Raw genomic sequence first — 22772 nt, 5'->3', positions numbered from 1 at the left:
ATTTACTTCAATAACAAAAAATAAATAAACTTGGTTAAAATTCGTCACTTTATAGCGCGATTAGAAATAACGGTTCATTTATTAGTAAATTAGATTAAACTTGTAAAATAAAGATTATATTTCGAGCCGTTATGCTATCAGCTTTCTTCATTACAGACCAAGATCCAAGCCTAATACTTAATGGGGTTTACGACCCTCTTCTAGTCTCAATGTCTGTATTAATAGCCATTTTTGCTGCTTTTTTTACTACTAAGCTCATTGATTTAGCAAAAGAGACTAAATTCCCTCGTTATCAACGTTTAGCAAATATAACCGCAGCAACTGTATTTTCTTCTGGTATTTGGAGTATGCACTTTATAGGTATGTTAGCTTTTTCGCTATGTACTAATATAAGCTACGATCCAACAATCACACTACTCTCTTTTCTTCCTGCTTTATTAGCATGTCAGTATGCGGTATCAATACTTGTAAATAGTGATGGAAACTTTAGAGTGCTCAGCATTTGCTCGATCTTACTAGGGGCTGGTATTGGTACAATGCATTACAGCGGTATGGCTGCAATGGAGCTTTCCCCAATGTTGCGCTATGACCCACTGACCTTTGGTCTTTCAATTTTAGTTGCCGTCGCTCTTTCGTTTATAGCGTTATATAGCCGCTTTAATCTTGAAAAATTTTTTCCAAAACTATCATACCTACAAAATAGAGCCATCAGCGCTATAATATTAGGCTTTGCTGTTGCTGCTATGCATTATATGGGCATGGCATCTACACGCTTTGTTGCAACATCTCCTCTTTTATATGACGACGCAAATGCTTCTGCTGGGCTCACTTTTGTAGCCATCGCGGTTGCAACTGCAACGATTGCCATTACAAGCGTAGTAGCGGTACTTAATGGCATGGTCAGATATAAAATGTTACTTGAAGAAAAGTCAGCCGACGAGTCTCGCTTAAACGCAATTTTAGGCACAGCCATTGATGGAATCGTGACAATAGATCACACCGGCATTATTTTGAGCTTTAATGAGTCAGCTAGCAAAATTTTTGGTTGGCATGAAAATGAAGTACAAAATCATAATATTAAAATGCTAATGGATGATGCTATCGCGATGCATCACGACAGCTATCTTTTACATGCTAAAAATGTTGATTTAGGTAAAGTAATTGGTGTTAACCGTGAAATTTTTGCTAAACACAAAAACGGCCACTTATTTCCAATTCGATTAGGCGTCGGTGAAGTTAATCAGCCAGGGCAAAATCCTCTATACGTAGGCTTCATAACAGACTTATCAGAGCAACGAGCTTTACAAAAAAGCCTTGAAGAAAAAGAGCAAAAGTATCGCTCTTTAATGGATAACATGCCAGGTGTGGCTTTTAGGTGTAAATTTGATGATAACTGGACCATGCTTTTTATCAGCCCGAGCATCAACGAGTTAACGGGTTATAACCCTAATGAATTTACTGAACATTGCATTGAATTTAACGATCTAGTTTTAAAATCAGACCAGCAACCTATTGTAGACGCCGTCACAAAAGCCGTAGAAGAAAAACGTCAGTATTCAATCGAATACAGAATTCGCCACAGAAGCGGTAAAATCTTATGGCTTTTAGATAAAGGCAGCATCGACTTTGATACCCAAGGCCAAGCAAAGTGGATTGATGGTGTTTTAGTTGATATTACAGAACGCAAAGAATATGAAGAAAAACTAGAGCAAGCTAAATTTAAAGCTGAAGAAGCTGCTTATGCAAAGCAATCTTTTATGGCTAATATGAGCCATGAAATACGTACACCTATGAATTCTATAATAGGTTTTAGTGACTTGTTAATGGACACCCCACTTGATCAAGAACAACAAAAACATTTAGTGACCGTAAATAATGCAGCGCGTTCATTACTTAGATTATTAAATGAAATTCTCGATTCCGCAAAACTAGAGCGCGGTAAGCTCACTATTGAGCCAATACACTTTAGTTTAAAGCCAGTAATAGACAGTATTATTTCTACTTTTTGGTTAGAAGCTAAAAAGAAAGATTTAGAACTTAAACTTCATATTAAAGAATCAGTAAGTGCTACTTATTACGGTGACCCAGATCGACTCAGGCAAGTACTTACTAATTTAATTGGTAATGCTATTAAGTTTACCGAAAAAGGCTCTGTTACCGTAACTGTTGCTATAACACAAAATCAGCATCTGTTTTTTGAAGTGCAAGATACCGGTATTGGTATTGCAAAAGATCGTATTCAAGCAGTGTTTCAACCTTTCGAACAAGCCGATGGTACTACTACTCGCCGTTTTGGTGGTACAGGTCTTGGTACTACCATAAGCAAACAACTTGTAGAGCTTATGGGCGGAACAATAAACTTAGTAAGTGAACTAGGTAAAGGCACCTGCTTTTACTTTTCATTGCCGCTTACTTTAGGTGACGAAACTAAAATAGATCATTTTGATGGTCTACACACACAACTGCCTGCACTTAGGGTGTTAGTAGTTGACGATATCGAGCAAAATACAGAACTACTTTCTTTACTCCTGTCACGCGATCAGCATGCAGTTACCAAGGCATCTAACGGACTTGAAGCGATTAAAGTATTTGAAGAACAAGACTTTGATGTCATTTTAATGGATATACATATGCCATTGTGTGATGGCATAGAGGCAACACAAAAAATAAGAGCAATAGAAAATCAAAGACAAATTAAATACACGCCAATTATCGCGCTCACAGCCAGTGTATTACAACAAGATAAGCTTACGGCTAAAAAAGCAGGCATGAATGGCTTTGCAAATAAACCCGTCGATATAAATCAGCTAAACCAAGAAATAGCACAAGTGCTTGGTCTTGGTATTGCAAAAGAAATGGTTATATCGCAAAGCGATCCTAAAGCGCAGCATATAGATTTTGAAAAAGGGTTAGCCCTTTGGGGTTCTAAATGTAAGCAACTTACAGAGATTACTAAATTTATTAGTGACAGTAATAAACGGTTCGAAACATTATTCAGTGATAAATTATCAAACATAAAAGATGTCGATAGCACCATTCACACACTTAAAGGTGTTGCTGGTAACTTAGGCCTAATAACATTAATGAAGTTATTAACCGATTTAGAGCAAAAACAAAGTGACGCTAAAGTTATTAGTACTTTAGACGATATAAAAAACGAGCTACTTGTCATCTCACAACTGCTGTCATCTAATACTTGCGATAAGCCAAGTAGTAAGCCTGAAGATAATAGTTCTGACATGCTATCAATTGATGAAATTAAGTCACTGTGTAAGACGCTTAATCAAGATGCACAAAATGCAGAATTAAATGATGAGCTACTAGCAAAACTGCAACGCGGCATACCTTCAATCTATAAAAATGAAGTTGATGATATAGCCGAGGCCTTTGATGAATTTGATTTTGATAAAGCACACGTAATACTAGAAACCTTACTTGAAAAACTAACAAACAATGAGTATTAATTAATGGATTTTACAACAGATAGGCCACGAGTATTAATTGTTGACGATGAGCCTGCAAATCTAAAAGTAATGCGCGAAGTGTTAGGTAATCAATATCGTATGTCGTTTGCTAAATCGGGTGATGCCGCATTGGCACTACTTGAAAAAGAACTACCAAAGCTAATTTTGCTAGACATAATGATGCCAGATATGAATGGGTTTGAAGTCTGCCAGCGGGTAAAAAACAATCCTAAAACGTCTCATATCCCCATTATTTTTGTGACAGCTTTGGGGGACGAAAATGATGAATTTAAAGGTTTTGAACTTGGTGCCGTAGATTATATTACTAAGCCAATAAGCCCTGCTATTGTAAGAGCTAGAGTTAAAACTCACTTATCGCTAGTGCAAGCTGAGCAATTAAAACAAGCACATGTAGATTTAGTACAACGCCTAGGCCGTGCTGCTGAATATAAAGATACTGACACTGGCGAACATATAGTGCGTATGAGCCAATACAGCAAAGTATTAGCATTAGCGCTAGGTATGGATGAGCAAAGTGCAGAGCTTTTACGCCAAGCCGCCCCAATGCACGATGTTGGGAAAATAGGTATCCCTGATGCTATCTTACTCAAGCCAGGAAAGTTAACTTTTGAAGAGTTTGAGCATATGAAGAAACACGCCATAATTGGTGCACAAATATTAGCAAATTCTTCATCGCCATTATTACAACTCGCTCATAAACTTGCTATTGAACACCACGAAAAATGGGATGGTTCAGGCTATCCTAACGGGATCAAAGGCGAAGAAATATCAATTGAAGGTAGAATTGTTGCCGTTGCTGACGTTTTTGATGCTCTGACTTCAAAACGCCCTTATAAAGAGGCATGGAGTGTAGAGAAAACAGTTTTACATATGCAAGAGCAAGCAGGAGCTCATTTTGATCCCGCTCTAATCGAACTATTTGTGAAAAAATTAGACGATATTCTTGCTATAAAAAATTCAAATCAAGAAAGCTAATTCTTTTTAGCGCTGTGAGAGCCAAGCTCAACATTTGGATAGTAAGACTTTATATAACCATAGTCATGTGAGGTAATTTCATGGCTATTACCGCTTTCATCTTTAAAGTACATAGAAAACGTTACACCATGATCTGCTAAAACTACTTTTATGTTTAAACCCTCAAGATGATTACGCCATTGAATAAATTGATCCCCTGAGGCCAAAAATGCAATCCCTTTACTACGCCCCTCACCTTCAAAAAGTGCTAAACGAGTTGTTGAACTAGTATCTTCAAGTGTTAAAGGGCCGCGTCCGTCCTCATCCCAAAAGGCAAGCTCGGGTACTACACTAAAACCTAAAACACGCTCATACCACTTAACGGCATCAACCAAGTTATCAACATTTAAATGGCAATGATCAATCCCAGATAATTTAGGTATGCTTGTATTATTCACGTTACTCACCTATTTCTGACTTTAATTGCTCTAAAAAGTCATGCATATACCTTGTACGTCTATTCGCTTCTGCTTTAGCAGATAGCGTATTCATACTATCGGCAATATGTAATAACTTTATAAAAAAGTGATCAAGCGTGTATGTTTTATCATCAGCCTCGCGTTCAATACAAAAAGGGTCTTCTGGGTTATACAATAACCGAGAAATTGATCCGCCTACTTTCATGCATCGACTCACTCCAATAGCGCCCAATGCATCCATTCTGTCAGCATCTTGTACTATTTGCGCTTCAACTGTTTTAATTTTTATATTTGCGCTGAAACTATGAGCGGCAATGGCATGATGAATCTCATCAAAAAGTGACTCGTCATAATTAATAGATTTTAAAAATTCCAATGCCTTATCGGCTGCCATAGTAGAGGCTTTTGCACGATCAGGATGATTTTTAGCCACCGCCACACAGTCATGCATCCACGCTGCAGGTAATACAACTGACATGTTTGCCTGCTCCGCATTACATAGCTGTATTGCAACGCGCACCACTCGTTCTATATGGGTAATATCGTGAGCTACATCGGCATGCACTAAAGAGGCTATAAACTCTCTACATTGTGAATTAAGTATTTTTAAATCGGGGCTTAAAACGGCGTCAGGCACTATTAGGTTCCAAAAGCTAATGAATCGATAAATTATCCGTACTTTACCGTGCTTTATGCCCACCTTGCAAAACATTCATTGTATGTTGCTCCTTGCTTGACTAAAATACAGCGCTTATTTATTACTACTGAGAAGCCTTATGTCATCTGCCGTTTACCTACAAGCTGGTCGCGATAAATCATTAAAAAGAAAACACCCTTGGTTATTTTCAAAAGCCATCAAAAAAATTAAAGGTAAACCTGGATTAGGCGACACAGTAACGATTCACGATAGCGAAGGTAAGTTTTTAGCAACTGCTGCTTACAGCCCTCACTCACAAATTCGCGCACGTGTTTGGAGCTTTGACGAAAAAGAAGTAATCGATCAAAACTTTTTTGAACGCCGTTTACGTCGCTCATTAGAAGCACGTAGCCAAGTAATAGAAGAAGGCGGATTAACAGGGTTTCGATTATGTGCTGCGGAGTCTGATTACTTACCAGGCGTTACAATCGATAAGTTTGATAATGTATTAGTGTGTCAGTTACTAAGTGCGGGTGCCGAGCGTCATAAAGGCGAGATTGTTGGCGCGTTGATGTCTATTTTCCCAGGTTCTAGCATATACGAGCGCTCAGACGTAGAAGTACGCACTAAAGAAGGCTTAGAGCCAATAAAAGGCGCTCTTTGGGGTAATGAACCAACACAGCCGGTACTTATTGAGGAAAACGGTTTTAAAATTGAAGTCGATATAATTGATGGACATAAAACGGGCTTTTATTTAGATCAACGCGATAGCCGCGCCGCACTTGAGCGTTTTTCAAAGGATAAAACGGTACTTAACTGTTTTAGTTATACAGGTACATTTTCGTTGTACGCCCTGCGTGGTGGATGTGAGCATGTAACTAACGTAGACGTATCTCAACCCGCTTTAGATACAGCAAAACGTAATGTTGAGCATAATAACTTAGATTTAAATAAAGTAAGTTTTGTTAAGCAGGATGTATTTAAGTTACTACGCCAATACCGCGACGAAGGCAGACAGTTTGATACCATCGTAATGGACCCACCAAAGTTTGCTGATAATAAAGCGCAGCTAACCGGTGCGTGTCGTGGTTATAAAGATATCAATATGATTGCCATGCAAATACTAAAACCAGGTGGAACATTACTAACGTTCTCATGCTCTGGTTTAATGGAACAAAACTTATTTCAAAAAGTAGTAGCCGATGCAGCACTTGATGCAGGTAAAGACCTACTTATAATGGAGCGATTAAACCAGGCAGCTGATCACCCAATTGCTGGCAGCTACCCTGAAGGCTTTTATTTAAAAGGCTTAATCTGTAAGGTTTTTTAATATCTACTATTGAGTTTAACTGGATTCAAGTTAGTTAAACTGAATTATTTCAAGACCTGCTGTTACCGTGCCATCATCTTCTTTGCTGGCACGTATTACTTTTGCTGTTGCATTTAAAGGCGCAATACTTGGGTGAGTCGAATCAATGTTCACCGTCAGTAATGTATTAGGTTCAAGTAATTCATCTAAATGAATTGATAAACCTGTTGCACTTAAATCCACGCACTCTGCGGCAAAACTTAAACCCGCTATTGGTTCTATCGTTGTTAAATTTGCAGGTGTATTGATCTGCATGCGTCTAAAATTTCGCTTATCATCAGTAAACATACGTTACCTCTAAAAAACCGTGTTAATTTCTTCCAACAAAGCACCCACTGAAAATGGCTTTACAACATATGCGTTACAACCAGCGTCAAACCCTGCTTGTTTTTCAGATGGAGACTCTAGGCCCGATACCATAACAACAGGAATATTTTTTGTTTCAGGTGTGTGTTTTAGCATTCGGCATGTATCATAACCATCAAGACCAGGCATACAAACATCAAGCAAAATTATATCTGGCGGACTCGCAATTGCCGATGCAAGACAGCTTTGCCCTGAATCTGCATAACTAACATCAAATTTCGACGCGAGTGCTGCTTTGAGCATTTCAAAATTAAAATACTCGTCGTCTACCACTAAAAGTCGCTTTGTTTTATGTTCAATCGATGAGGACATAACTATGTCACTTCCTTTTCAAAACAAAAATAAATCCTCCTATTAAGGTACTAAGCTTAATAGAAAATGCAAGTTTTATTCTATCTCTTTTATCGCATTAAGTACTCGCTTAGCCGAAATTGGGTAAGGAGTTCCAAGCGTTTGAGCAAATAGCGACACTCTAAGCTCTTGTTGCATCCAAAAAATAGCGGTTACTTCTTGTGGAATAGGCAAGCCTTTAGGCGTTTTATTAACTACTTTTTTGTACTCTTGAGCAACTTTATCGAGCTCTAATACGCATAACCTATCACGATTTGGATCCACAGGCAGCTTTTCTAAACGTTTTTGAATCGCTTTTAAATAACGAATTAAATCCGTTATTTTATCTGCGCCATGCGCGCTCACAAAACCTTTAAATATAAGTGACTCAAGCTGTGATTTTATATCGCCATGCGCGGTGATCATGGTTAAATCAACGCGCCCTTTCATTTTTTTATGCAGTGCGTGCGCAATACTTAATACTTGCTCAACTTGCGTTGCAATCGATACAACGGCATCACCGAGCTCACCTCGTATTTGCTCTTTTACTGTTTCAAATGCTTTTTCATCGCGTATATCGCCATGTTTCACTAATAAACTATCAACACCTGCGGCGATACAGTCATCAATTAAATCAGCTATTTTACCAAATGGATTAAAGTACAAACCCAGCTTTGCCTTATTCGGTAAGTTTTGTTGTAAGTACTTAATTGGCGACGGCACATTTAACAGTACTAAACGGCGCAAACCTTGTTGATGCGCTTGCTGCGCTTTTGCTTCACTATCAAAAAGCTCCACTGCAGCGGCTGATTTTTTATCCACCAGCGCAGGGTATGCTTTTATTTCGTATTGACCTTGTTTTTTAACATATGACGCTGGCAGCTCACCAAAGTCCCATTGTGTTAGGTCTGATTTTTCAATGCCTTTATCGGCTACTTTAGACAGTGTTTCGGTTACTTCACCTTGCAGCTCTGCTTTAAGTTTGGCTAAATCAAGTCCACGAGCAAGTAACTTATCGTGTTCATCACGTACTTCAAACTGCAATCGTAAATGCGGTGCAAGCGCGGTTAAATCCCACGCTTCTGCATCAACTCTCACACCTGTCATTCTTAATAAGCGCGTAGCTAAAGCATCAATTAAGCTACCTTGCATTGGCTCAATAGCTGCAAGTACTGCATCTGCGTAATTTGGTGCTGGCACAAAATTACGGCGAAGCGATTTAGGCAATGACTTTATAAGCCCACTTATTAGCTCATGTCTAAATGCAGGTATATGCCAGTCAAAACCACTCTCTTGTACTTGATTTAAAAGTGCTACCGGTATTTGCACCGCAACACCATCAACCGCTTGTCCTGGGTCAAAATGATAAGCAAGCGGTAATATAATATTGTCTTGCTGCCATGTGTCAGGGTAGTCAAACTCAGTGATATTACTTGCACCATGCTGCATTAGCTCTTCACGGGTCATGTGTAAGTAATGTTTATTTTGTTGTTTTTGTGTTTTATACCATTTTAAAAATGCAGCGCGGTTATTAATTTCTTTGGGTATTTTTTTATCGTAAAACTCAAATAACGTTTGCTCATCAACTAAAATATCACGACGACGAGACTTATTTTCCAGTACTTGAATATCTTCAATAAGCTCACTGTTAAACGCTAAAAAGCCCTCGTTTAAGCCCAGCTCTTGCTCAACTAATGCAGTGCGTACAAAAAGCTCTCGGCTCACTTTAGGGTCAATATTGCTATAAACACAGCGGCGTTTATTTACAACAAGTAAGCCGTACAAAGTTTGCTGCTCAAACGCGATTACCGCACCTGGTTTTTTCTCCCAGTGTGGCTCTGTGTAGCTACGTTTTACTAAATGCTGCGCTAATGGTTCTACCCAGTTAATGTCTATTTTTGCATTTGTGCGGGCATATAATTTACTGGTTTCTACCAGCTCCGCTGACATGATCCATTTAGGACTCTTTTTAAATAAACCTGAACCCGGAAAAATATGAAACTGACTATTACGTGCGCCTTTGTATATTTGCTTCTCATCTTTAAAGCCAATATGGCTCAGCATTCCGCTTAGTAACGCTTTATGAACAAGTTCGCCATCAGCCGCTTGGCTGGTTGCTTTCATGCCCATTTCGTTACACACAGTACTTATTTGATAAACAATATCTTGCCACTCACGCAGGCGCATATAGGCTAGGAAATCTTTTTGACACAGCTTTCTAAACTGGCCGTTAGTCAGCTCGCTTTGCTGCTCTTCTAAGTAATTCCATAAGTTCAAAAAAGCGATAAAGTCTGAATCTGGGTCGTCAAAGCGACCGTGTTTTTCGTTAGCTGCAGCACGTTTTTCTTGCGGGCGTTCGCGTGGATCTTGAATCGACAACGCCGCCACAATAACAATCACTTCACGCAATGCGCCAAGTTTGTGAGCTGTGAGCACCATTTTAGCTAAACGAGGGTCAACCGGTAATCGGCTGAGCTCTCTACCTGAAGCGGTTAAACTCGTTTTACTATCCCGTTTGTCTGGTTTTACTGCTTGTAGTTCTTCTAATAACGATAAACCATCACTTATATTACGGCTATCTGGTGCTTGCACAAACGGAAATTGCGCCATATCACCAAGCCCGAGTGCCAACATTTGCAAAATAACTGAGGCAAGATTAGTACGCAGTATTTCAGGGTCGGTAAACTCTGGGCGAGATAAAAAATCATCCTCAGAGTACAAGCGTATACAAATACCCGCTTCAACACGTCCACAACGACCCATACGCTGATTAGCACTTGCTTGCGATATAGGTTCTATTGGCAGGCGCTGAACTTTTGTACGATAACTGTAGCGGCTTATACGCGCAGTACCTGGATCTATGACATAACGAATACCCGGCACAGTTAGTGACGTTTCGGCTACGTTGGTCGATAAAATAATATGACGACGAGAATGTGGCGCAAATATACGGTTTTGCTCTGCGTTAGATAAGCGCGAGTAAAGTGGTAATACATCAGTGTGTTTTAAATTACGCTTGCTAAGTGCATCAGCGGTATCGCGTATTTCACGCTCACCGTTTAAAAATATCAGTATGTCGCCAGGACCTTCCGCGCACAGTTCGTCAACAGCATCAAAAATACCTTGTAGCTGATCGCCCTCGGCTTCCATATCTTCTTTATTAATATCGGCCGTTGGGTTGTAACGCACATCAACAGGGAAAGTACGACCCGATACTTCTATAATGGGCGCATCATCAAAATGCTTTGAAAAGCGCTCAGGATCGATGGTTGCAGACGTAATTATTATTTTTAAATCGGGACGTTTTGGAAGTAGGTTTTTTAAGTAACCTAAAATAAAGTCGATGTTTAAGCTACGCTCGTGCGCTTCATCTATAATTATGGTGTCGTATTGGTTTAAAAATCGATCTTGCTGAATTTCTGCCAGTAAAATACCGTCAGTCATGAGTTTAACGTACGTATTATTAGAAACCTGATCGCTAAAACGAATTTTAAAACCGACTTGCTGACCAAGTTCGCACTTTATTTCTTCAGCAATACGGTTAGCCACCGTTCGCGCTGCTAATCGGCGTGGTTGAGTATGGCCTATTAAGCCATCAACACCACGGCCAAGCTCTAAACACATTTTAGGTATTTGAGTTGTTTTACCTGAGCCCGTCTCACCTGCAATAATAACCACTTGGTTATTTGCAATGGCGTCTTTAATTGTTTCCTTTTTTTGACTTACTGGCAATTGCTCAGGGTAAGTCACTTTAGGAAGGCCCGCTAAGCGTTTATCACGTAATTCTTGGCTACGGGTTATATCAGCCGCTATTTTTTCAAGCGCGTTGGCATGCTTGTTTTCATCCGTTATTTTTTTTACGCCATGTAAGCGTTTTTTGAAAATGAATTGATCTTTTTTCAAGCACGTTTTTAGCTCGCCAAACAACTGACCTAGGTTTACCACCCGCATACCTTATAAAATTAGTTAAAGAGCCATAATTGTATCAAATTAAACGGCCGGGGTTAATCCTACAAAATGCATAACACGGGGTTGTTTGTTATATAAACGCTGCGATTCACCTAAACTGCGAATAATAAATCTATCTCAAGCAGTTATTTTCAGCGCTAACTGCACTGAAAATAACTGGCTAGCAATAAATGAATTAAAATATCATTGTGGTTCAATACTTTAGTAAATCCCTTAACCAGAGTTGGGGTTAATTAAATTGCTTTGGCTTATTCGTCGTTAAAAATGCCCACGTAGGTCGCTTGCGTATTCGATTTACTTGCCCGATACATGCCAGAGGTATTAAACGGCAAGCTAATATTCCCCTTAGTATCAATAATAATAACGCCGCCAGTGCCACCAATTGGCTTAAGCACACCGTTTATAACTTCATCTCCAGCTTCAGCTATGGTTTTACCTTGATACTTAACGCGCGCACATATATCGCTCGCTACGTTATAGCGAATAAAGTATTCACCGTGCCCTGTTGCCGATACTGCGCACGATTCGTTTTCAGCAAATGTCCCAGCACCAATTACCGGCGCGTCACCTACACGGCCATAACGTTTTGCCGTCATACCACCTGTAGATGTACCTGCCGCTAAATTACCGTTTTTATCAAGCGCCACTGCGCCAACCGTGCCCATTTTGTAAGAGTTAGGCAATGCTTTGTGCGCAGCTTGGTACTCTTTACTGGTTGCTTTGGCTTTATCTAATTTTTGTTTTGCTTTTAAAAGCGCTTTGTAACGAGGCTCGGTATCAAATAAGTTATTTTCGGCAAGTTCAACACCTTGCTCTTTAGCAAACTCCTCAGCGCCTTGCCCACTAAGCATTACGTGTACAGAGTTATCCATGACCAAACGCGCTAATTTAATCGGGCTCTCAATATGCTTTACACCCGCAACTGCGCCTGCTTCACGGTTTCGACCATCCATTATGGATGCATCAAGCTCATGCCCGCCATCGTAAGTGTATACCGCTCCACGCCCTGCATTAAAATAAGGCGATTGCTCTAATACTGTAATTGCCGCAGTTACCGCATCTAAACTTTCACCGCCTTGGTGTAATACTTTATAGCCTGTCTCTACGGCCTCTGTTAATTTAGCGCGGTACTGCTTTTCTTGAGCGGGTGTAAACCGTGCTTTTTCTATTGTCCCTGCCCCACCATGAATCGCAATGGCAAAAGGAGTCTCTGCAGCGAATACGCTATTACTTAAAGCAAAAAGGCTGCTCGCAAAAATTGCTAATAAGGGTGTTTTCATAATGAGTTCTTTTATGGAAAAGTTATAAACTAATGTGAATGGTTGCGGGCTTAATTTCAACTAAAGTGAGTTTAATGGCATAAAAAAAGCGCCTTAAGGCGCTTTTTTAAATTTTACGTGTTTGTAATACCAATTTTATTAAAAACATGATCATTCTAGCGTATTAAATAGCTCACTAACTACGTTGAAAATTATTTATATAGAACAACTATGTATCATAATTTTAGCCTTGTTATTGAGCCATTTTCTTATCGCTATAATAGATCACTAATTTAATGCAATTGGTATAATTAAGCTTGTTTAGCTTTTAAACGCGCTAAACGTGCTACTTGATGAGTAGACGTTAAGAAAGAATAAATTGGTGCTAAGTAACCACGTTTACGAAGCTCTAAGAAATCAGCATCGCTTAACTCATTTAGCTTTTTCTCATCGATAAGGTAAATACCGTTGATGTCTTTTTTCTCGCCTTTAATGTCTACTGTTAGCGTTTGCGCAATTAGTAGCTCTTTATCAGCAAGGAATTTAGTGAACGCTTCAGTTACTTGAGAAAACTCAATAAAAGATACAAGCGCTTCTTTACGACGTTTTAGGTAATCTGTTTCTTCGCCGTTTTCAAATAATGCATTACCTTCGTCTTCACCAACAAGCGCACTTGCTTCGTCAATTACGATACCGTATTGATCTTGATCTGGGTGTTTAACTAAGCCCAGTGGGTAACGAGTAGATGCCATAGGTGCAAATGCTGCAGTCCATTTACCATCTTCTACAAAAAGGTTTTCGCCTGGCTCTAAGCCAAACATAGCAACAGCTTGAAAAGTGCCGCTTTCGTTGTTTTTAACGAATGACATTGGAAACTCGTTTGCTACGCGTGCAAACTCATGTGCAACTACTGGCACTAAATGTTGAGTTTTCATGAATTCTACATTGATGCCGTTTTGAATTTTAGTGTTGGCATGTTTTTCGTTGTGTAAAGGCTGTACTTGTTGCTCCGCCATGTTACTGCTCCGTTTATTTTAATTTATATGTTTCATTGTTAATACCTTTAGGCTAATGCTTTTGAGCTAAAAAAGGAAGGGAAACTTTTATGACAACGACCATGAAAAAATAAAATTTAACTAAATCTGAACGTTGCTAAAAAACATACAGCTCAAACTCATAAATTTTGTTCAAAAACAACACACTTCATGGTTGATTTTAATACAAACCAAAGTTATTCATTAACATTGGTTAACAGTTCAGGACTGTTTTTTTGCAGTGTTTAGGCTTAAATTTGAGCAAATAAAAAAGGCCGCTTATATAAGCGGCCTTTAAAAGTTAAATTAGCACCTAAATTAAGGCGCCCAATATACTTCAATATTTATACTTGGGTGATTAAGCACAGCGCGAAGTGGCATGTCATTAACATCGCCGCCCGCTTTTGCTTGCTTATAAACAGCGAGTTTTTCTTCACCGCTAATTAAAAGCTTAACCACTTTAGATTGCGCAATGGCATTTAACGTAAGCGTCATTCGCTCAGTAATACTACCCGTCACATCACTTTGTATCGCATTAATTGCACATACTGTTTGCTCAGTTGTTAAACCGTGCTCTAAACCTTCTGCATTTGGGAATAACGACGCAGTATGGCCATCTGGGCCCATGCCTAGAATAGTTACATCGTATGGCGCTTTTAAAGCACTGTAAGCGGCTTCACACACTTCACTGCCTTGCTGCGCGGTTGCAGCATCGTTTTTCATGGTTATAAAGTTTGCAGCACTGCCAAAATTTTGTAATAACGTGCTTTTAATAAATGCTTCGTTACTTTTTTCATGGCTTGGGTCTACCCAGCGTTCATCAACCATAGCAACATCAACATGTTGCCAATCTAAATCAAGCGTTGATAAATGCTTATAAGCGGGCGCAGGAGACGAGCCACCCGACACCATTAATACAGCACGGCCATCGTTTTTAATACCATCACGTAGTGATTGCTCAAGCGTTGCAGAAAGCTCAGCTGTTAACGCGTCTTTATCGTCAAAAAATTTTTCAACTAGTGTTGCCATGCTTATACCTTATCGCCTGTGTTAAACCACACGTGGCTTTTTTCTGCCAATAATTCATCAGCATCCTCAGGACCCCAGCTACCAGCACGGTAAAGTGCAGGCTTGCCTTTGTCTTGCCAACGGTCAATGATTGGATCAATCCATTTCCACGCTTGACGAACTTCATCACGGTGAATAAATAATGATGGGTTATTTGCAGCGGCATCAAGCATTAAACGCTTGTACGCATCTGAGTGAAAACCATTGCTGTAAGCTTGTGAAAGCTCAATATTCATTGTTACTGGTTCAAGTTGCATTTGAAGGTTATCAAGACGCTTAGACATAAGCGTTAGTTGAATTGTTTCCTCTGGCTGCAAACGAATAACAAGACGATTTGGCTCGATATTACCCACGTTATCTTCGTAGATATTGTGAGATACTTTTTTGTATTCAACCACAATTTCTGCACAGCGCTTAGCCATACGTTTACCCGTACGAAGGTAAAATGGAACACCCGCCCAGCGCCAGTTATCAATATGTGCACGAATAGCTACAAACGTTTCTGTTTTACTAGAACCTTCATTTAGCTCTTCTAAGTAACCCGGTACAATTTTACCGTTTAAGTCACCTGGTACGTATTGACCACGAACAATATTTTCATCAACATCACCACCTACTAGTGGGCGAAGTGCTTCTAATACTTTTAATTTTTCGTTACGAATACTGTTAGCGTTGAGTTTATTAGGCGACTCCATTGCAACTAAACAAAGTAGTTGTAATAAATGGTTTTGAACCATGTCACGAAGTGCACCGGCTTTATCGTAAAAACCAGCACGGCTTTCAAGACCAACAGTTTCTGATAAGCTAATTTGGATGTTATCAATAGATTTAGCATCCCACATATTTTCAAACAATGAGTTTGAAAAACGCAGCGCCATCAAGTTTTGTACTGTTTCTTTACCTAAGTAATGGTCAATACGGAAAATTTGCTCTTCATTAAAAAATTCTGCAATTTTTCCATTAATTGCTTCAGCAGAATCACCGCAATAACCAATAGGCTTTTCAACAACAACGCGTGATGTAGGTGTAATTAAACCTTTAGTCGATAATATTTCACAACATGTGCCGTAAACAGCAGGCGGAAGCGATAAATAAAACACACGAGACTTAGTGCTTTCGTGCTCATCTAAAATGCCTTTTAGCACATCCCAGTTGTCATCTGCTTCTGTAACATTACTTACCACTGGCACTAAAAAAGTAGAAAATGCTTTCCAATCTTTAGCGTTAAACTCACCTTTGCTTAAAAATTCTTGTAATGCTTTATGCGCTGTTTCTATGTATTCAGCACGTTTCGATTCTTCGCGCACTGTTGGTAGGATACGTGAGCCTTCAGGTAAGTTACCTTCTTGATATGCTCTGTACATTGCAGGTAGCAATTTGCGTAACGCAAGATCACCACCGCCCCCAAAAATTATAATATCAAAAGGATTAAGCATAGTTACTCTCTACGTTGTGATACCCAGTACACTTTATAAATGCGCGGGTATGCCTATTTATTGCTAGATTAGATGGCTTTTATAGCTGTATTTAAATAAAAGCCTGCTGAATTGTTCTGTATCGATGATTTATTATTATTTTTATCATTGCGCTTATTAAATGAGCCTTAGGGGCCCTGTATCTCCTCTCACAAAAATACAGACCCTAAGCACTCCAGCGCTACCCGTTCAAAGGTACTCGGTTTACTTACTTGCGTAAGCGAATTTTTTACTGCGTACGGTTTTGTTTGTAGTACGCCATTAAGCCGTTTGTCGAACTATCATGAGCGTGTTTAACGCTTTCATCAGTGAGTTCACTCTCAATTTTAGATGCTAAACCTTTACCCAGCTCTACACCCCATTGGTCAAACGAACATATTTCTAAAATAATGCCTTGGCAAAATATCTTATGCTCATACAGTGCAATTAAACGGCCCACTGTTTTAGCATCTACTGTATCTAATAGCATAGACGTTGTAGGACGATTGCCTTGATGAATTTTATGATTTAATAACTCATCAATCTCTGCTTGCGATTTACCCTTAGCGGTTAAGTCAGCGGTAACTTGCGCTGCATCTACACCACTCATCATCGCTTCTGTTTGTGCAAAGAAGTTTGATAATAAAATATCGTGATGCTTATCAACATTCACTTGTGGCTTAACTGATGCAATAAAATCTGCAGGTACAATTACATTACCTTGGTGTAAACACTGATAAAACGCGTGCTGACCATTAATACCCGTCATGCCCCAAATAATTGGAACTGTAGTATAAGGTACCGTTTCGCCTGCAAAGTTAACGTGTTTACCGTTACTTTCCATTTCGCCTTGCTGTAAATACGCAGGCAACATATGCAGTGCTTGGTCGTACGGTAATATAGCTTGCGCTGTGTAGCCTAAAAAGCTCGTATTCCATACACTAAGCAATGCCATAATTAATGGTATATTTTGCTCAAACGGCGCAGATTTAAAGTGCTCGTCTATTTCAAACGCACCTTCTAAAATTGCTTCAAAGGCGTCGTAGCCTAAATATAAAGCAATTGGTAAGCCTATCGCACTCCAAAGTGAAAAGCGACCGCCAACCCAATCCCACATAGTGAATACGTTTTCGTCGCTGATACCAAAAGCTGCCGTTTTTTCTAAATTTGTACTTACTGCAACAAAGTGCTTTGCAATTGTACTTTCATCTTTTGTTGTTTGTAAAAACCAATCAACCGCTGTTTTAGCGTTTGTCATAGTTTCTGACGTAGTAAATGTTTTTGACGAAATAACAAATAATGTTGTTTCAGGGTCAATGGCTTTCAATATAGACGAAATTTGTACACCGTCAGCATTAGATACGTAATGAACATTTAACGTATCATCAGCAAGTGCTTTTAATGCCTCGGTTGCCATTTGTGGGCCAAGGTTAGAACCACCTACACCAATACTTACAACATCTTTTACCGCTTTACCGGTATAGCCTAACCATTTACCGCTACGGACTTTTTCTACAAACACTTTAATTTTAGCTAATTCGTTGTCTACGGCTTGTGTCACGTTTTCGCCATCAACGATTAATGGAGTGTGAGCACGATTACGAAGTGCCGTATGTAGTACTGAGCGATCCTCGGTGATATTTATTTTTTCACCGCTAAACATTTTATCGCGCCACGATGCAATATCGCATTCTTTAGCAAGCGACATTAAGTTAGCAAAAACATCGTTATCAATAAGTTGCTTAGAATAGTCGAATAATACGCCAGGTACTTGAGTCGAAAACTGAGAAAAGCGCGTGTCATCTTGTGCAAATAACGTTTTCAGATGTGTTTGTTTCATCTTAGCTGCACTTTGTTCTAGTGCTTGCCAACTTGCTAGTTGCGTTCGGTTAGACATGGAAATATCCTCTAGTTTTTTCAATCAATTGATTTAAAAATGTTTTTTATAAAAGCAAAACTCTTAACACTGCTTCTTTACACTAAAATAAAGCGCCGATAGTATAACTAAAAATGCAAAAAAAGTGCTGTTTTTATAATTTTAGATGCCGATGATAACGCAATTTTTAGCTTTTGACACCGGTATCATAAAAATTTTATAAATTAATTTACCCGCAATTTTAAAGGCAACGGGATAGCTTAATCAATCAAAATGAAATATTAATGAATTTTTATCAGCACAATAATTACTTTTTATAGTTATTCACTAATTATTAGGGCCTGTTTATCTTTCGAAGTTAAATTTGCAGCAGTGTGTTTGGCATTTAGGCAAGGCAGAGCCTATGTAGTGTGGTTATTCCCCATAAATAGGCGATAACGTGGAATAAATGCCAAACATGCGCTGCCCGAAGGGTTCTGCCTAGGGGCAATTTACTCTTTGTTACTCGGTTTTTACTTAGCCCACTAGGTTACAAACCTCACGCCGCGATTAAATAGCCCCTAGATTGAACAAATTTTAATCCTGAAAGGTCAACAGGCCCTAGGGTTTGTTTACCTTGCGAGCAAATAAACCTTAAAAACAAAAAAATCGGCCCTAAAGCCGATTTTGTATAAATTACAATCTTTGTTTAATTACTAAGCGCTAACCCGCCACTTAGGTTATAAACCGTTTTGTATCCTAGTTGCATTAAATTAGTTGCAGCAATTTTTGAGCGGTTACCACTACGGCATAATAAAATGTACTTGTTATTTTTGTTTAATTGCCCTTCAAATACCGCATTTGCCATTCTGCTAAGTGGTATATTTAATGTTTTTTCATCTAGCGTATTAAATAACTGAGCAACATTATTTGCTCCATGCTCATACGGCTCACGAGTATCTATTAAATATGTATCGCTGGTGTTTAACATTACTTTAGCGTCATCAAAATTTAATTGCTGTGTATCAACCTCAGGTAACGCATTTACATAACCACACAATTGCGTGTTATCTACTTGTTTTGAAGCGTCGTACTGCTGTTTTTGTATTGCAAATTCATCAACTGAAATACTGCCGCTCACTAACGCATCAAGTAATGGCGTTTGGTTTTGCTGTACAGCCCAGTTCATGGCAAAACATTGTTGGTAGTCGTGCCCTGAGCAAATAATGCTGGTGCTATTAAGTTGCTCGCTCATTGCTAAAATAGAGCGTGCCATTGCTTTTGCATCCCCACCTATAAGCGATGTATTGCCAAGCCCTGCAGGCAGTATTAAATCACCACAAAAACAGTAACGCGTTTCGCCATTACTGTTTTTTAATAAATAACTTACACTGTCTTTGCTGTGCCCAGGTGTAACTACTTTTTCAAGTACGTCGTTTGCCAAGTTAATACTTGCTGTATTTAGCGGCCAACCTAGCGAATCAACCTCACCTTTTATAACTCTTGATGCAAGAACGCTGGTTAGTAAATTAGCCGCTGACTCTCTCTCTTGATGCAGATGAGTATTAAGCACCGCCGATATAGTTAAGTTTTGTGTATTAGCTATTTTTTCAAAGCGCGGAATAAGCTCAATAATCGGATCAATTATAACTGCGTGTTTATCATCGCTCACATAAAGCCAACTACATGCACCTTGATGTCTAAATTGAGTAAGGCCCAGTGCGCATACTTCTTGTTGTGGTGTGGTACTGTCTGACACGATTAAACAGTTTGCCTGTAATATTGCTTTTAGAGCGCGAATACGCACACAAGCATCATCAATATCATGTTGTGTTGCAGCCGGTCCAAACGATAGCCTAATCGCGTTTTCGCTTTGCCACTTACTTGCCCCCATTGCATCTAAAACAAAACTTGTTGATGCACCTGTACTGCAAGCCGAGCCTCCACTTACGCGAATGCCCGCAGCATCAAATAAATCAATCACCTCTTTGCTCGTTAAATCGTTAACAGCAAAGTTAAGTGTGGTAGGTACGCTATAAGCAAAATCATGGTTGAATGTAATATCGCCAAAGGTGTCTTTTATCGCGTTTTGTAACTGGCTTCGATAAGAGTTAAGTACACTAACTGATTTAAATGTTTCGTCTGATTTATCAAGCAACATACTAAATAGCTTATTTAACCCTGCAATACCGGGTAGATTTTCGGTGCCTGAGCGCATTCCACTTTCTTGACCGCCACCCGCTATAAAAGGTGTGTACGCACTGCCACTACGAATATATAAAAAACCAATACCTTTAGGTGCATAAAGCTTATGCCCCGAAAAAGGTGCGTAGTCTATTGTTGTATCACTCAGCGCGAGCGCTTGTTTACCGAGCGCCTGCACGCAATCCACCATCCACGATACATTTTTATTACGGCTACGAATTACCTGCTCAATAGCAGGTAAATCTTGATATACACCGGTTTCGTTATTAACGGCCATGGTGCAAATCATCAAAGCGTTATCTATATGTTTAGCTATAAAATCTAAATCTAAAATACCGTTACTATCAACCGGAATAGCAAGCACCTCAGCATTAACGTCAAGTACGCTATTCCAGTGCTTAAGTGTATTTGGCACCGCTTTGTGCTCAGTAGCGCCATATAACAATACGGGGTTTTTAATCGGGTGTTTTTTAGCATCAATTAACGTAGAAACCACCGCAGTTTGAATGCCTTCTGTTGCGCCAGAGGTAAATAAAATATCGCCATTACTTGCGCCAATAACTGTGTGTGCTTTTTGACGTGTTTGTTCTAATAAATGCTTGGCTTGTATACCTGTAATGTGCGGACTTGAAGGATTACCAAAACATATTTGCATGGTATGAGAAACAACATCAGCAATACAAGGCAACACAGGGGTCGTTGCGTTTGCATCAAGGTAAACTTGTTTTACTGGCTCATCGTGCAATAAAAACTCAGACATTAAAAAACGCATCTTATTACTAAAAAATATATCTTATTACCAATAGTACATAAATTTACAGGTAATGAGTAATAATCAATTAGCACTAGAGGTGCGTTTACTATGCTTTTTTAGACTAAAAGTCTGTTTACTTAATTATTCACTGAGATCTTTACTTATCTCTTCATGCGTTGACGACCAAGCTGTTATTAGCGCTTTTACTAATGAAGCCAACGGGATGGCAAAAAATACGCCCCAAAATCCCCACAAGCCACCAAAAAATAATACCGCGACAATTATAAATACCGGATTTAGATCAACCGCCTCAGAAAACAGCAGTGGCACAAGCACGTTGCCATCAAGCGCCTGAATAATTCCGTAAATAATTAAAATGGTCCAAAACTGTGTTTCTAATCCAAACTGAAACAGCGCAACTGCCGCTACCGGAATAGTGACGAGTGCCGCGCCAATAAATGGAATTAATACCGACAAGCCAACAAGCACACCAAGTAGTGCGGCGTAGCGTAAATCTAAAACAGTAAATGCAATAAAAGACACACCACCAACAATTAAAATTTCAAACACTTTACCGCGAATGTAATTCATAATTTGTTGATTCATTTCGTGCCACACTTGCAAAATTAAGCGTCGTTGCTGCGGGATCAGTTTAGCAATGCTCCCCGTTAGCTCCAGCTTATCTTTAAGCATAAAAAACACCAGTAACGGCACAAGTACTAAATATATAAGCCACGCAACAACATCTTTTAATGACGTAAGTGAAAACGACAATACAGTTTGACCAAATTCAATGATTTTAGCTTCTACCGTTGCAACAATAGCTTGTACTTGATCTATGTTAATTAAACTTGGGTATTGTTCAGGTAAAGCCATTAAATAAGACTTCCCTTGTTCTAACATATGCGGGGTTTCTTGCACTAAGTTACTGGTTTGCTTCCAAAGCACTGGGCCAATAACCAAAATAAGGGTGAGCATAATGCTAATAAATATCAACATTACAATAATCGTTGCAGTAAAACGTTTTAAGCCAACGCGCTCTAAATGAACAACCGGCCAATCAAGTAAATAAGCAATAACCAATGCTACAAGCACAGGAACAATTAACGAGCCAAAAAAGTAAAGTAAGGCCACTGAGGCTAATAATAAAAATAATAAGGTAGACGAATGAGGATCCGAGAACTTCCTTTCGTACCATGTTTTTACGTATTCAAACATGTAATGGCTCCACTAATAACAACCCACGTTGTTTATCAAAATTGTAACTATAAGCATTTTTTTGCAAAAAACGTTCAATATCGTTCGCACTTTCACCTTTTTTAAGACTAAAAGTGATACGTTGTTTTGAAGATTGCGCACTTCGTAGCGCAAGTTTAAACTGCACAAATTGCTGAGGGCATTTAAACTCTTTTAAATCGCGCTCTACCATAACTATTTTATCCGTATAGTAAATGAATAATAAGTCGCATATTTACGGTCAATATACTTATATACCCAAACCGTTGTAACTTTTTGTTAAAACAATACCTGCAATAGTTTATCCTTATAACATAA

16 protein-coding genes are annotated in these 22772 nt (G+C 39.1%); 3 read left to right on the top strand and 13 right to left on the bottom strand.

Going from position 1 to position 22772, the window contains the following annotated elements; all coding sequences use genetic code 11:
- The first annotated feature begins 131 nt into the window (after positions 1-131).
- Positions 132-3464 (top strand): MHYT domain-containing protein, encoded by a 3333-nt coding sequence (locus I6E82_RS07515; protein WP_197117388.1) that lies wholly within the window; start codon positions 132-134, stop codon positions 3462-3464.
- Between the two features lie 3 nt (positions 3465-3467).
- Positions 3468-4460 (top strand): response regulator, encoded by a 993-nt coding sequence (locus tag I6E82_RS07510; RefSeq protein ID WP_101163310.1) that lies wholly within the window; start codon positions 3468-3470, stop codon positions 4458-4460.
- Here I6E82_RS07510 and I6E82_RS07505 read toward each other — a convergent pair.
- Positions 4457-4897, bottom strand: coding sequence for a VOC family protein (locus I6E82_RS07505; RefSeq protein ID WP_197117385.1), 441 nt, complete (start codon positions 4895-4897; stop codon positions 4457-4459). The two genes, I6E82_RS07510 and I6E82_RS07505, sit on opposite strands and share 4 nt — an antisense overlap.
- 1 nt (position 4898) lies before the next feature.
- Entirely contained in the window at positions 4899-5630 is a 732-nt protein-coding gene (locus I6E82_RS07500; RefSeq protein WP_231616902.1) for an HD domain-containing protein, read from the bottom strand.
- A 64-nt stretch (positions 5631-5694) separates the two neighbouring features.
- Here I6E82_RS07500 and I6E82_RS07495 point away from each other — a divergent pair, with 64 nt between their 5' ends.
- Positions 5695-6885, top strand: coding sequence for a class I SAM-dependent methyltransferase (locus I6E82_RS07495; RefSeq protein WP_121954326.1), 1191 nt, complete (start codon positions 5695-5697; stop codon positions 6883-6885).
- A gap of 30 nt (positions 6886-6915) precedes the next feature.
- Here the strand turns inward: I6E82_RS07495 and I6E82_RS07490 are convergent, their stop codons facing one another.
- From I6E82_RS07490 to I6E82_RS07440, 11 genes are all read right to left on the bottom strand, one after another.
- The gene (locus I6E82_RS07490; RefSeq protein ID WP_007581065.1) at positions 6916-7212 is read right to left on the bottom strand and encodes a PilZ domain-containing protein; all 297 of its coding nucleotides are present in this window, start codon (positions 7210-7212) and stop codon (positions 6916-6918) included.
- Between the two features lie 9 nt (positions 7213-7221).
- Positions 7222-7602: a response regulator gene (locus I6E82_RS07485; RefSeq protein WP_007581064.1), complete on the bottom strand. Its 381-nt coding sequence runs from the start codon at positions 7600-7602 to the stop codon at positions 7222-7224.
- 75 nt (positions 7603-7677) lie between these two features.
- On the bottom strand, positions 7678-11565 hold the full coding sequence (gene hrpA, locus I6E82_RS07480; protein WP_197117381.1) for an ATP-dependent RNA helicase HrpA: 3888 nt from the start codon (positions 11563-11565) through the stop codon (positions 7678-7680).
- A gap of 272 nt (positions 11566-11837) precedes the next feature.
- Positions 11838-12869, bottom strand: coding sequence for an isoaspartyl peptidase/L-asparaginase family protein (locus I6E82_RS07475; protein ID WP_197117379.1), 1032 nt, complete (start codon positions 12867-12869; stop codon positions 11838-11840).
- Between the two features lie 290 nt (positions 12870-13159).
- Positions 13160-13864, bottom strand: coding sequence for a SapC family protein (locus I6E82_RS07470; RefSeq protein ID WP_002961447.1), 705 nt, complete (start codon positions 13862-13864; stop codon positions 13160-13162).
- Positions 13865-14200: 336 nt separating this feature from the next.
- Positions 14201-14911: a 6-phosphogluconolactonase gene (pgl, locus tag I6E82_RS07465; RefSeq protein ID WP_007581060.1), complete on the bottom strand. Its 711-nt coding sequence runs from the start codon at positions 14909-14911 to the stop codon at positions 14201-14203.
- 2 nt (positions 14912-14913) lie between these two features.
- Positions 14914-16386 (bottom strand): glucose-6-phosphate dehydrogenase, encoded by a 1473-nt coding sequence (gene zwf / locus I6E82_RS07460; protein WP_101163306.1) that lies wholly within the window; start codon positions 16384-16386, stop codon positions 14914-14916.
- A gap of 268 nt (positions 16387-16654) precedes the next feature.
- On the bottom strand, positions 16655-18301 hold the full coding sequence (gene pgi, locus I6E82_RS07455; RefSeq protein WP_121954330.1) for a glucose-6-phosphate isomerase: 1647 nt from the start codon (positions 18299-18301) through the stop codon (positions 16655-16657).
- A 667-nt stretch (positions 18302-18968) separates the two neighbouring features.
- Positions 18969-21224, bottom strand: a complete 2256-nt coding sequence (locus I6E82_RS07450; RefSeq protein WP_197117377.1) for an aminotransferase class V-fold PLP-dependent enzyme — start codon at positions 21222-21224, stop codon at positions 18969-18971.
- 135 nt (positions 21225-21359) lie between these two features.
- Complete coding sequence (locus tag I6E82_RS07445; RefSeq protein ID WP_197117375.1) at positions 21360-22436, bottom strand: AI-2E family transporter; 1077 nt, start codon at positions 22434-22436, stop codon at positions 21360-21362.
- Entirely contained in the window at positions 22429-22647 is a 219-nt protein-coding gene (locus tag I6E82_RS07440) for a hypothetical protein (protein ID WP_197117373.1), read from the bottom strand. The genes I6E82_RS07445 and I6E82_RS07440 overlap by 8 nt, the downstream gene beginning before the upstream one ends.
- Positions 22648-22772 lie beyond the last annotated feature (125 nt).

Source organism: Pseudoalteromonas sp. NZS11 (assembly GCF_015864765.1).
Taxonomy (GTDB): domain Bacteria; phylum Pseudomonadota; class Gammaproteobacteria; order Enterobacterales; family Alteromonadaceae; genus Pseudoalteromonas; species Pseudoalteromonas arctica.
Note: the sequence above shows the minus strand (reverse complement) of the source record. Positions and strands in the feature narration are given on the sequence as shown.